Annotated in this window: 15 protein-coding genes; all 15 read right to left on the bottom strand. The window is 46.2% G+C overall.

The genetic code is table 11. From position 1 onward, the window contains the following. Positions 1-27: 27 nt before the first annotated feature. Genes MKY62_RS09150 through fliE form a run of 15 tightly spaced genes read right to left on the bottom strand, consistent with a single transcriptional unit; the run spans position 28 to position 12,061 of the window. On the bottom strand, positions 28-390 hold the full coding sequence (locus MKY62_RS09150; protein ID WP_003181796.1) for a response regulator: 363 nt from the start codon (positions 388-390) through the stop codon (positions 28-30). A 26-nt stretch (positions 391-416) separates the two neighbouring features. Next, a complete protein-coding gene (fliY, locus tag MKY62_RS09145; protein ID WP_003181794.1) occupies positions 417-1,550 on the bottom strand; it encodes a flagellar motor switch phosphatase FliY in 1,134 nt (377 codons plus the stop codon). Next, positions 1,540-2,538, bottom strand: coding sequence for a flagellar motor switch protein FliM (fliM, locus tag MKY62_RS09140; protein WP_003181789.1), 999 nt, complete (start codon positions 2,536-2,538; stop codon positions 1,540-1,542). Before fliM ends, fliY begins: the two co-directional genes overlap by 11 nt. 35 nt (positions 2,539-2,573) lie before the next feature. Continuing rightward, on the bottom strand, positions 2,574-3,005 hold the full coding sequence (gene fliL / locus MKY62_RS09135; protein ID WP_003181788.1) for a flagellar basal body-associated protein FliL: 432 nt from the start codon (positions 3,003-3,005) through the stop codon (positions 2,574-2,576). Further along, a complete protein-coding gene (locus tag MKY62_RS09130) occupies positions 3,002-3,217 on the bottom strand; it encodes a flagellar FlbD family protein (protein WP_003181786.1) in 216 nt (71 codons plus the stop codon). Before MKY62_RS09130 ends, fliL begins: the two co-directional genes overlap by 4 nt. A 42-nt stretch (positions 3,218-3,259) precedes the next feature. Then, entirely contained in the window at positions 3,260-4,051 is a 792-nt protein-coding gene (gene flgG / locus MKY62_RS09125) for a flagellar basal body rod protein FlgG (RefSeq protein ID WP_003181784.1), read from the bottom strand. 27 nt (positions 4,052-4,078) lie between these two features. Continuing rightward, positions 4,079-4,546, bottom strand: a complete 468-nt coding sequence (gene flgD, locus MKY62_RS09120; protein ID WP_003181782.1) for a flagellar hook assembly protein FlgD — start codon at positions 4,544-4,546, stop codon at positions 4,079-4,081. Continuing rightward, positions 4,546-5,925 (bottom strand): flagellar hook-length control protein FliK, encoded by a 1,380-nt coding sequence (locus MKY62_RS09115; protein ID WP_003181780.1) that lies wholly within the window; start codon positions 5,923-5,925, stop codon positions 4,546-4,548. The genes flgD and MKY62_RS09115 overlap by 1 nt, the downstream gene beginning before the upstream one ends. A 1-nt stretch (position 5,926) precedes the next feature. Beyond that, the gene (locus tag MKY62_RS09110) at positions 5,927-6,538 is read right to left on the bottom strand and encodes a MotE family protein (protein ID WP_003181778.1); all 612 of its coding nucleotides are present in this window, start codon (positions 6,536-6,538) and stop codon (positions 5,927-5,929) included. A gap of 13 nt (positions 6,539-6,551) precedes the next feature. Next, the gene (gene fliJ, locus MKY62_RS09105; RefSeq protein ID WP_003181776.1) at positions 6,552-6,995 is read right to left on the bottom strand and encodes a flagellar export protein FliJ; all 444 of its coding nucleotides are present in this window, start codon (positions 6,993-6,995) and stop codon (positions 6,552-6,554) included. 2 nt (positions 6,996-6,997) lie between these two features. Then, complete coding sequence (gene fliI, locus MKY62_RS09100) at positions 6,998-8,314, bottom strand: flagellar protein export ATPase FliI (RefSeq protein WP_003181774.1); 1,317 nt, start codon at positions 8,312-8,314, stop codon at positions 6,998-7,000. After that, positions 8,311-9,078: a flagellar assembly protein FliH gene (fliH, locus tag MKY62_RS09095; RefSeq protein ID WP_016885763.1), complete on the bottom strand. Its 768-nt coding sequence runs from the start codon at positions 9,076-9,078 to the stop codon at positions 8,311-8,313. The genes fliI and fliH overlap by 4 nt, the downstream gene beginning before the upstream one ends. Then, positions 9,062-10,078: a flagellar motor switch protein FliG gene (fliG, locus tag MKY62_RS09090; RefSeq protein WP_003181768.1), complete on the bottom strand. Its 1,017-nt coding sequence runs from the start codon at positions 10,076-10,078 to the stop codon at positions 9,062-9,064. Before fliG ends, fliH begins: the two co-directional genes overlap by 17 nt. 13 nt (positions 10,079-10,091) lie before the next feature. Next, positions 10,092-11,693, bottom strand: a complete 1,602-nt coding sequence (gene fliF / locus MKY62_RS09085; RefSeq protein ID WP_003181766.1) for a flagellar basal-body MS-ring/collar protein FliF — start codon at positions 11,691-11,693, stop codon at positions 10,092-10,094. Between the two features lie 50 nt (positions 11,694-11,743). After that, positions 11,744-12,061, bottom strand: coding sequence for a flagellar hook-basal body complex protein FliE (fliE, locus tag MKY62_RS09080; RefSeq protein WP_003181764.1), 318 nt, complete (start codon positions 12,059-12,061; stop codon positions 11,744-11,746). Positions 12,062-12,070 lie beyond the last annotated feature (9 nt).

Here is a 12,070-nt window from a genome sequence, read left to right as displayed (position 1 = left end):
AGGTTTCTTAAACAAGTTGTACACCCTTTAGCTTAGCGTTTTATTGATGGCTTCCATGACGCGGTCAGCCTGGAACGGTTTGACGATAAAGTCTTTCGCTCCCGCCTGGATGGCGTCGATAACCATCGATTGCTGGCCCATTGCCGAACACATGATGATTTTTGCCTGCGGATCGATTTCCTTGATTTCTTTAAGAGCCGTGATTCCGTCTTTTTCCGGCATCGTGATATCCATTGTGACAAGATCAGGTGAATGCTCTTTATACTTTTCAACAGCCTGTGCCCCGTCTTGCGCTTCTGCGACGACTTCAAAGCCGTTTTTCACCAAAATATCTTTAATCATCATTCTCATAAATGCTGCATCATCAACTACTAAAATCTTGTAAGCCATTATTAATCTCTCCAATCAATCTGTTATTATCGTAATTTGCTGATTCGTTCAGCCTGACTCAAAATGTCTGTCACCCTGACGCCGAAGTTTTCGTCTATGACGACGACTTCGCCTTTAGCAACGACGCGCTGGTTGACCAAGATGTCAACAGGCTCACCGGCGAGTTTGTCAAGCTCAATGATACTGCCGGTTGACAGTTCAAGCACCTCTTTGACGCTGCGGTTTGTCCTCCCCAGCTCGACCGTGACGGACAAAGGAATATCCATGAGCATGTCAAGGTTTTGAAGGTGCGGCTGCGCTTCAGTCTGAGGGGCAAAGGATTGAAACTCTGCCGGTGCCACCTGCACAGGCTCTGAAACTTTTGCCGTCCCTTGCCGTTTAGGCGCAGGCTCCTGTCTCTGTGTCTGAGCAGGTGCCGAATTCGGATTAGGCGCCGGTTTTTCCTGTACGGGCGTCTGTACCTCTTCAGTCTTCACAGGCTCTTCTCCGCCGTCCTGATTTGTTAATTCATCAATCAGATCTTTTGCAAAGGTCAGCGGATAAAGCTGCATAATATGCGAATCGATCAGATCTCCGACTTTTAGTCTGAAAGATACTTTGACGAGCGGGTCCTCTTTCGGAATTTGCTCTGTCCCTTCCCCTTCTTTCACATCAAGGAGGTCAACTTCCGGCGGAGAAATATCGATCTTCTTGCTGAAGACGGTGGACATCGATGTCGCAGCGGAACCCATCATTTGGTTCATCGCTTCCTGAACGGCGCTTAGATGAATTTCGCCAAGCGACGGATCTGCGTTCGTCCCGTCTCCCCCCATCATCAAGTCAGCAATGATCGCGGCATCTTCCTGCTTGATGACGAGAAGATTGTTTCCTGAAAAACCTTCTGTATAGCTCACACCGATTGAAACATACGGGTGCGGGAACTCATCATTTAAATGGCTTTTTTCAATCACCGAAACAGTCGGCGTTGTAATTTCGACTTTTTGATTCAATAAAGTGGACAAAGCTGTTGCAGAGCTCCCAAAGGAAATGTTTCCGATTTCCCCGATCGTATCCTGTTCCATCAGGGACAACCCTGATTCTGGCTGCTCTTGAGCCGTATCATCGCCGCCTTTAAGCAGCGCATCAATTTCATCCTGTGATAACCTATTGTTATTCTCCATATTCTTCACCTCTTATGTCGTGATCTAGAATTTGAATCGCAGTCTTTCGATTCATTCGGCCGGCTTGTGCTAGAAATTTCGGTTTATCTCCGACCAAAACAGTAAGAGGTTCTGCTACTGATTTGTCCAAAGTGATACAATCTCCAATTTCTAAATTTAAAAACTCTTCAATGGTTAATTCCGATGATCCGAGTTCTGCGACAATTGGAATTTGCGCCGTCAAAATCCGCTTTTCTATCGACTTTGTTTCCTCCGGTTTTGGTTCAATTCTGTCTGATTGCATCCAGTAGTGAACGGAAAGCTTAGGAATGATCGGTTCCAGGACGACGTGCGGGATGCACAGGTTGATAACCCCGCTGATGTCTCCTATTTGCGTGTTCAGCGAAATGACAACGACCGTCTCATTCGGCGATACCATTTGCACAAACTGCGGATTCACTTCAAAATCGGACATTTCCGGCTCGATTTCCGTGATGGATTCCCACGCATCTTTGTAATTCGTGAGACAGCTTTCGAATAAATTGGACATGATTTTCGTCTCAATCTCCGTCATGCTGTCAATTTTGTTGTGGCTCGAGCCGATCCCGCCCATCACCCGGTCCATCATCGTATAGGCGATGGTCGGGTTGATCTCCATCATGATTCTTCCTTCAAGAGGGCGAACCTCAAACAGATTGAGGATCGTCATATTCGGAATCGATCTGATGAATTCCTCATACGGAACCTGATCAACCGAGCTGACCGAGATTTGGATATAGGTTCTCAACTGAGCTGAGAAATAAGTCGTTAGCAGCCTTGCAAAGTTATCGTGAATCCTGGTCAAGCTGCGGATTTGATCCTTTGAAAAGCGGAGCGCCCGTTTAAAGTCATAGACTTTTACTTTTTTAACGGACTCTTCTTTTTTCAGCTCGTCGGCGTCCATTTCACCGGTCGATATCGCTGAAAGCAGTGCATCGATTTCATTTTGGGAGAGCACTTCTCCTGCCATCTGTTTTCACCTCCATGGTTCTGTCATCTATGTTCCTACTGCAGATTAAAGGAGGTAATGTACACAGTTTTCACTTTTCCCTCTTTCATGTAGTTCGTGTTCAGCTTTTCTTTCAGCTGTTCTTTAAATTTTTCTTTTCCTTTTTGTCCTTCAAGCTCATCTGCGTTCGTGTTCGCCAAAAGGGAGATGACTGAATCTTTAATTTGGAAATCCCGCTTTTCAAGCTCTTCTTTCGCCTCTTTCGAATCGGTTTCAAGCTTGATTGACAAACGGACTACATTGTCTGATTTCAAGTTTGTCGTGATTTCGGCGACTTCAACTGAAGATTCGACCACTTCATCGATCGAAGGTTCTGCGTTTTGATCTTTTTCACTTGCGCTTCCCTTGATGACAAAGAACGCAGCGGTTCCCAACACAGCAATTGCCAAAATAATCGTCATCATAATTCCTAGAAGTTTTTGATTCATTCAGATTCCTCAATTCTTTGGTCACAAGAAAGTATTTGGATTTTTTGATAGAATGACACGATTGTATCCACAACTGTATCTTCATCTTCTTTGACAACAAACTTTTTTCCGTTGGACAGCGTAATTGTCGTATCCGGAAAACATTCAATTTGCTCAATGAATAGTGCATTCAGAATAAAGGGCTGTCCGTTTAATCGCGTAACTTTGATCATGTGTTATCAAGAGGCGCCTTCACGAGGGCGCCTCCTTCCCTCCTATCGCTTCAGATTGACGAGTTCCTGAAGAATTTCATCAGAGGTTGTAATGATTTTCGCATTGGACTGGAAGCCGCGCTGCGCGATAATCATTTCGGAAAATTCTTCTGAAAGGTCGACGTTCGACATTTCAAGCGCACTCGTTTGAATTTTTCCTGAGCCGCCTTCCCCAGGTACAACGACTTGCGGATCTCCCGAACTCAATGTTTCGCGGTAAAGGTTGTCTCCAGCTTTTGATAATCCGGATGTGTTGCTGAATGTCGCAAGCGAGATCTGGCCGGCGGTCTGGTTCTCGTTGTTTTGATCGACATAAGAAACGGTTCCGTCAGGAGCGATGCTGAAGCTTTGCGCGTCTTGCGGAATGTTGATTCTTCCATTATTGGCCGTTAAGACGAACAGCCCGTCAACAGTGACGAGGTCACCTTCATCAGATCGGTAGAAGTTTCCTGATCTTGTGTAGTACACTTCATCTCCTGATCCGACGCGGAAGTAGCCGTCTCCTGTAATGGTCATGTCAAGCTGGCGGCCTGTTGTCGAAGGCGCTGCGTTTGTGTGAATGATATCGATCGATCCGATCGTTGCACCGAGTCCGACCTGCTGGCCGTTTACAGAGCCGCGGTTTGCAGTAGACGACGACGCGCCGGAAAGCTGCTGGCTGACAATATCTTTAAACGTAACCCGGCTTTTCTTATAGCCTGCCGTATTGATATTCGAGATGTTGTTGGCGACGACATCAAGCTTTGTCTGAAAGTTTTTCATGCCGCTGATTCCTGAGTATAGTGAACGTAACATAATTATTCCTCCCTGAATTGTCTGTTTTTATTTATCAGAATGGCTTACCGCCGTCACATTCCACGGATTGACTTCGGTTCCATCGTCAAGGACAAGCAGATACTGTCCGTCTGAGCTTTTAACTGATTTGACGAGCGCCGTTTTTTCTTCGCTGTCTTCGCCTTCATAGGTGACTTCTTTTCCGATCCAGCTGACATACATCGTCATCGGGTCCTGAAGTCCGACGAACGTCGACATCGTTGTGTTCAGATTCGTTAGCTGCTCTAGGCTTGAAAAGGTCGCCATTTGCGCAATGAATTCGCGGTCTTCCATCGGATTTAAGGGATCTTGGTACTGCAGTTGTTTCATCAGCAGTTTCAAAAATTCATCCTTCCCAAGATTGGAGCCGCTCCCTGCTTTCTCGGCTTTTTTTGCCTCGGATAAAAAATCGGATGTCGTCGATTTCGTGTTTGTTGTTCCTAAGGCGGTTCTGGTATCAATTGAAGTATCAGACATTAGATCTCCTCCTCGCTGTCCTGTGATCGAGTCTCGATAAGCTCATCCAGAAACTCCTGAAAATCCTCATTTTCCTGCTTACTTTGCTGATCTTGCTTCGGCTGATGCTGGTTTTTCTCATCGTCCGCCAGCTGTCCGAAAGTCTGATCGCTGTTTTGAAGCGGAACACCGAAGCGGTCAATTTGCACAGACATGTTGGGCAGCGCCTGTTTAAGATGCGCGAGATTGTGTTCGAGCAGCTCTTTAGCCGACTGGGTCGATGCGATGATTTTGCTTGAAAACATCCCGTGCTGTTTGACGAGCTTGATCGTGATAAAGCCAAGATTTTCAGGATTCAGGCGGATCGTGAAACTGCCTGTCGACCTGCCGAACGGCGTATACTTCATCTGTTTCCATGAGCTGAGAATTTGTTCTGAAAAGCTTTTCGGCTGAGCGGAAGCTTCCTCTGCCGCCGAAGGCTGGAGACCCTGGATCAGCGCTGTGCCTGTCCGATGATTGGCCAGTACAGAGGATTGAATCGGCTGTTCCTTTTGGCCTTGCTTTCCTTCAGTTTGAATTTCTCTTCTGTTCAAAACAAAGGACAACGGCTTCTCAGAAAGAGAAACATCGGTTTTCTTGCTCATGAGCATTGCCTTGAGTTCGCTTTCGGCCATTTTCCACTCTTTTTGATCCGGTTCAGCGTTTGCGTTCATCATCTGCTCCATTAAGCTTTTCAAGCTTTTCAGCTCGGTGTTTGACATGGACAAAAGCTGCGATTGGCTCGGATCTTTCGTGAAAAATTGACGTTTAAGCTCATCAATCAGCCCTTCTGCTCCCGCCTTTGTTTGAAGAGCGGCGAGAAATTCCGGCGCCTGTTTCAATAATTCTGCGATTTGCGAAGTTTTGAGTGACGGTTGATTTTCATTTACAATCGCAGCTAGCAGCTGCTGAATCTGGCCGAGAATTTGCAGGTCGGGCTTTTTCGGCTCTTCTGTCCCGCTTTCGTCGGCAGGCAAAGCTTTAGCATCAGCCGTTTTGCCTGATTGTTCAGGCAGGGCGGCTTTTTCAAGCAGCTCTTTTATTTGTTGCAGCAGCTGTTCTGCCAATGCCAGTTCATCCGGAGATGCATTCAGCTCTTCAAGCTGCTGAAGGGAATTCAGCCAGTCTTCATTGAAAGAGCTGTCTTCCTTATTTGAAAGCCATTGCTTCAGTTCATGCAAAAGCCCTTCCAACGGCGTATCCTGAGAAGGCTCTTCTCCCTTTTGAAAAGGGGAAAGTGAGCTGTTTTCCTTCTGGAGCACATTCTGAAAGAGCGCGCCCAACGGCGTCCTGCTCGTTTTTGCAGGTGCAGTGTCCACCGCAGGTTTGGCATCAAAGGAGATTGCGTCAAAAAGCCTCAAGCTATTCCCCCCCTTCTTTTTTCGCTTCGTTTTTCGCCTCGTTTTTCACAAGCTTTTCTGTGAATACAGCCGCTTTATCAGGAGACATTTTTGAGAGGATCTCAGTCACTTTCTTTTTGCTTAAAGAATCTAAAATATTGATTGCCTCTTCCTCTTTTAATTCGCTTAAAATTTTTGCAGCTTTATTGCTTTGCATGCTTTCATAAATTTTGACGACTTTTCCGTCTCCTTGACCTTCGGCGTTCTTTTTATCCTGCTCTTTTTCATCTTTTTCCGTTTTTTCGAGCGAGCTGATTTTTTGTTTCAGCCTTTTAATCTCTTGATCACTCGTTTTTAAGTCACTCGTCAGCGTTTCGATTTCGCTTTTTTGTTCATCGATCGTCTTTTGGAGCTTTTCTGCTTTGTTCTCCTGCTGTTTAGTTGCGTGATCTATGTCCTGATCCTCGCCGTTTTTCACAAGCTCTTTTACGACGGGAATTTTTGAGGCTGCATCCTGAAAATTGACGCCCAAAAGCCACATGCCGACGAACGCTACAACGATTAAAAAGATCAGCGGAATGACGATGACAAACAAAAATGTCTGAAATTTACCGGCTTTTTTTTCTTCGGTCATCGTTTTTCTACCCCTAGCTTCCTTGAGTTATGTACTGGGCAATGGAGATATCGTCCATTTCCTTTAACTCATTTGCTTTGTTTTGCAGCGAATACATTTCAAACTGCTTTTCTTTCATTTTTTCAAATTTTTTCAGCTCGATATTTTTCTCCGTCAAATCGTGCTGTTTTTCATTCATTTCATTTCTCTTCATCATGACGAGCTTTTGATAATGGTAGATTGTCGTTTCAAGATTTGTGACAAATTGCTGATAATGCCGCATTTCCTGAACGCTCATCCCCGTCTGCATCTTGATTTCCTTGTTTTTTTCCAGCGTTTCTTTTTGGCTCATGCTTTCATACAGCTTTTCCGCGACCTTTTCGAATTCGGAAACTGAGTGCTGATATTCAGCAAATGATTGGTCTTTTTCATTTTCTTTAAGCTCGAGGAGCTTTTGAAATTTAAATGAATAAGCCATTCTTAATCCTCTCTTCCTGTAAGACTCTTTAATAAGGAAATGCTCTCTTCCAGCGATGCCGCTTCATCCACTTCCTGCTTGAGGAAGCTGATCAGCTTAGGGTGGAATTGTATGGCCTCATCAATTTCTCTGGAAGACCCTTTTTTATAGGCTCCTATGTTGATCAGATCCTCTGAGTTTTGATAGGTTGACAGCATTTCCCTGAACCGGTTCGCTGCTCTGATATGGTCTTTCTCGGCGATGTTCGACATCACCCTGCTGATGCTTTTTAAAATGTTGACTGCCGGAAACTGGCCTTTATTCGCAAGGGCTCGGTCAAGAACGATATGGCCGTCCAAGATTCCCCTTACAGTATCGGCGATCGGTTCATTCATATCATCGCCGTCGACAAGAACCGTATAGAAAGCAGTTATTGACCCGCTTTCCGTCGTTCCTGTTCGTTCTAAGAGCTTAGGTAAAATAGCGAACACTGAGGGTGTATAACCTTTTGTCGTCGGCGGTTCGCCCGTCGCCAGGCCGATTTCCCTCTGGGCCATGGCGACCCTTGTCACCGAGTCCATCATGAACATGACGTTTTGTCCTTTGTCGCGGAAGTACTCGGCAATCGCTGTTGCTGTATAGGCCGCTTTCAGACGCATCAGCGCCGGCTGGTCAGATGTAGCCACTACAACGATCGTTCGCTTCAGCCCTTCTTCGCCGAGATCTTTCTCTATGAACTCCCTGACTTCCCGGCCCCGCTCTCCGACAAGAGCGATGACATTCAAGTCTGCGGCCGTCTCTCTCGCAATCATTCCCATAAGCGTGCTTTTTCCGACGCCGCTTCCGGCGAATATCCCGACACGCTGTCCTTTTCCGACGGTCAGCAGACTGTCGATCGATCTGACGCCGACCGCCATTTTTTCTCTGATCGGCGGCCTTTTCATCGGATTAGGCGGCGCCTGGTCTGTCGATACTTGAGCCAGACCTTTCGGAAGCACGCTGCCGTCAAGCGGATTGCCGAATGCATCGACAACTTGTCCGATCAACCCGGAGCCGACTTTGACCCTAAGCGATTCGCCCGTCGCTTCGACAATGCTGCCGGGGGCAATATTGGCCGCTTCCAAATATGGCATCAGAAGAATATTTTGGTCTTTGAAGCCGACAACTTCAGCTTTAATAGCCTTTGGCCCGTCACCTTTTGTATAGATTTTGCAGACATCGCCGATTGAACATTCAGGTCCTTTGGATTCAATCATCAGGCCGACCGCCTGTTTGACTTTTCCGTATCGTTTGTAGGAATCTGCGGTTTCTATACATTCAAGCAGCTGCTTGAGCATCACCGGACAACACCTGCCGTTTCAAGCAGGCTGAGCAGTTTTTGTTTCAGCTGCTGCAATTGAGTGTCGATGCCTGCATCGATTCTTCCGAAAGCCGTTTCAACATAGCACGTTCCTTTCGGCGCTTTTTCATCGGCGTATATCGCGATATGGGCGCCGTATTGGAGGAGCTGCTCAAGTTCGTTTTTGTGGCTTTGAACCTCGGTGTAGTACTCCGGATCTACATAGATGGCAATGTCATCGAATTCCTTCATTTCCGACAGCACCTGTTTTACGAGGGCTGTAAAAGCTTCTTTGTCGTCAGCCTTTTGATTCCAAACTTTTTTAGCCAGTGACACGGCAAGTTCGACAATTTCTTCGGATGATTGTTCGATTTTTTCTTCATAGTCACGTCTAGCCGCCCGGACGATGGCATTGGCTTCATCCAAATACGCTTGATAAGCGCTTCGGGCCTCGGCCTTTCCCTCTTCAAATCCAGCTTGAAAGCCTTCTTGTTTCGCCTGGTCTATCAGCGCTTCGCGTTCTGTTTCCCAGCTTGACCGTTCCTCTTCGATTTGCCGTCTGACCTGTTCGAGTTCAGCGCTCGCTTTTTCGTATATTTTTCCGGCTTCTTGTCTGGCATGGTCGAGGAGGTATTCCGGATCCTGTCCGGTATCAAGTTCGGTTTCTGTCTCAGGAAGTTTGACTTCCTTTAATGAAATCGTCCGCCTTTCTTTTTGCGGTATTGATGATAATCGCTGTTTAATAATGTTAGACAATGATATCATCTCCTCCGCCTCTGGCGATTACGATCTCACCTGCTTCTTCAAGTCTTCGGATGACGCTTACGATTCTCGATTGAGCTTCTTCTACGTCACGCAGACGCACAGGGCCCATGAATTCCATTTCCTCTTTAAATGTTTCAGCCATACGCTGCGACATGTTGCTGAAGACGATGTCTTTGACCTCTTCGCTGGCCACTTTGAGAGAAAGAAGCAGATCGTCGTTTTCCACATCGCGGATAACCCTTTGAATAGCGCGGTTATCAAGCGTAACGATATCTTCAAAGACGAACATCCGCTTTTTAATCTCGTCGGCAAGCTCAGGATCCTGAATTTCAAGGGCGTCAAGGATCGTTTTCTCCGTACCTCTGTCAACTCCGTTCAACACTTCGACTACGGCTTCGATACCGCCGGTCTGCGTGTAGTCCTGAGTGAATGTGGACGATAGCTTTTGCTCCAGAATCTGTTCGACTTCATTGATGATTTCCGGCGACGTCCTGTCCATAACAGCGATCCTTCTTGCAACCTCTGCCTGCACATCCTGATTCAGCTCTGACAATATCTGACCCGATTGCACGGGATCGAGATAAGACAGAATCAATGCGATCGTCTGCGGGTGCTCATGCTGGATAAAGTTCAGAATCTGCTCGGGATCCGCTTTTCTGGCAAAATCGAACGGTCTGACTTGAAGAGACGATGTCAGCCTGTTGATAATGCTGGCGGCTTTGTCTTCGCCGAGCGCTTTGTCAAGCACCTGCTTGGCGTAATGAATGCCGCCTTGAGAAATATATTCTTGAGCAATAGCCGTTTCATGAAATTCCTGAATAATCTCATCTTTTTTCTCAGGTGATACAGCTCTGACATTTGATATTTCAAGCGTCAGCCTTTCGATCTCTTCATCTGTTAAATGCTTGTAAACGGAAGCTGACACATCAAGCCCTAAGGATATCATGAGAATGGCCGCTTTTTGTTTGCCTGTAAGCCTGTCTTGTTTCATTTTTGCCATTTCAATACTCCTCCTAATCCTCGGTCAGCCAGCTGCGCAGTAATTTGGCGAATTCTTCAGGCTTGTCTTTCGCCATTTTTTCAAGCTGTTTTCGTCTGACAGTTTCTTCTGTCTCTTTTTCATTGTTCACATCAGCAACCCGAATCGGCTCCTGAGGCGTTTCATACCATTCTTCCTCGTATTCGTCATCTCTATTTTTACGTCTTCTGACAAGCCAGATGATGAGGCCGATTACAGCAACAAGCGCTGCTCCGCCTGCGATGTAAGCCCACATCGGTATGCCGCCTGTTTCCGTTCCTTCATCGATTGTCTGCTTGCCGTCGAACGATTGGACAGAAACAACGATTTTATTTTCAACATCCTCATCTGTCAGAGGCTCTTCTTCATAGTTCTTGTCAATCGATGTTTTCACAATGGTTGAGAGGATTTTTTTAATATCGTCCTCCCTTTCAGCAGGCAGTGACTGCGGGTTGTTTGCATCAGGCGGTTCAACCATGACCTGGACGCCCAGATCTCTGATTTTGTACGGGCTCTCAGCGATTTCTTTATGGATTCTGTTGACTTCATTGTTGATTCGTTCTTCGCTTTTCTCATAGTCTCCGTTGCCTGTTCCGCCTTCTGTTTCAGCATAGTTCGTTACATCGTTTTCACCTGTTCCGTTGACGCCTCCCGCTTGTGCTCCCTGTCCGGAATATGTTTCACTGACGCGCTCTGCGCTGACCGTGATTCCTTCCATATTTTCTTTGTCGACAGGTTCAACCAGGTCTTCCGTCCTGTTTTCTTTTGTGAAATCGATGTCAGATGTGACGGATACAACCACTTTATCCTGTCCCATCATCGTGCCGAGCATGGTTTGGATTTGTCTTTGCAGGTCCTTTTCGATCTGGGCCTTGACTTCCCTTTGGGAAGAATAGCTGTCGGCGTAAGAACCGGACTCTTTGCCTGTTTGATCGTAATATGTGGAGTTTTGATCCATGATCACGATGTTTTTCGGGTCAAGGTTCGGCACGCTTTTCGATACGAGATGATAAAGGCCGTTGATTTCATTTTGATCAAGCGTGTGGCCGGGCTTCACCTGAAGAACAATCGAAGCGGATGCTTCCGGCTTTTCCTCTCCGACAAAGACGGATTCCTTCGGCAGGTTAATCATAACCTTCGAATCTTTAATCCCGTCTATTCCTTTGATGAGGTTGGATAGCTCGGTTTGCGTGGCTTTCACTTTCAAAACGTCAAATTCGTTGTCCGTCATGCCAAAACCGGCATTTTCGCCAAAGAATGAATAATCGATGCTCCCGCTTTTCGGAAGGCCCTCTGCGGCAAGATCGACTTTCAGTTCATCGACTTTTTCTTCCGGAACTTTGATGACTGAACCGTCAGTCGCAACTTCAGATGGAATACCTTTTTCATCGAGCACCTGTTTGATTTGGCCGGTTTCTTCAGCTGACAAATCTTTATAGAGCGGCACCATTTTATTTGACGAAGCAACAATTCCAATGATGATTGACAGGATGACTGCCAGAGCGACAATGCCGATCAGCAGAATCTTCTGCAGCTTTGATCTGTTTTTCCAAAAATCAGTTATTTTCGTTTTAATTTGCAATAAATTACGATTCATCTTACTCCCCCGGTAGTTACACTAATTCTCTTCGCTTTCAGACTCCTTTCTTACATTTGCATTCTCATGATTTCCTGATAAGCTTCAACCGCTTTGTTGCGGAATTCCGTCGCAGCCGTCAATGTAATGTTTGCCTTCTGGGCTGCAATCATCACTTCATCAAGGTTGACATCCTGACCGAGAGCAAGCGCGTTTGTCAGTTTATCAGATTCATTTTGAGATTGATTCAAAGCATTGATAGAATCTTTCAGCACGTTGGAAAAGCTGACTTGGTTCTCTGAACCGTCCTGCTTGTTCTTGATCTGATTTGTTGCATTCGTTCCCGCCTGCACGGATTGAACTCCAAACGGAGAGATTCCATTAACCATTCGTGTCAT

This window comes from Bacillus sp. FSL R7-0646 (assembly GCF_037969865.1).
In the GTDB taxonomy this organism is placed as follows: Bacteria; Bacillota; Bacilli; order Bacillales; family Bacillaceae; genus Bacillus; species Bacillus licheniformis.
The sequence above is the reverse complement of the archived record's forward strand: the minus strand, read 5'-3'. Positions and strand labels throughout refer to the sequence as shown.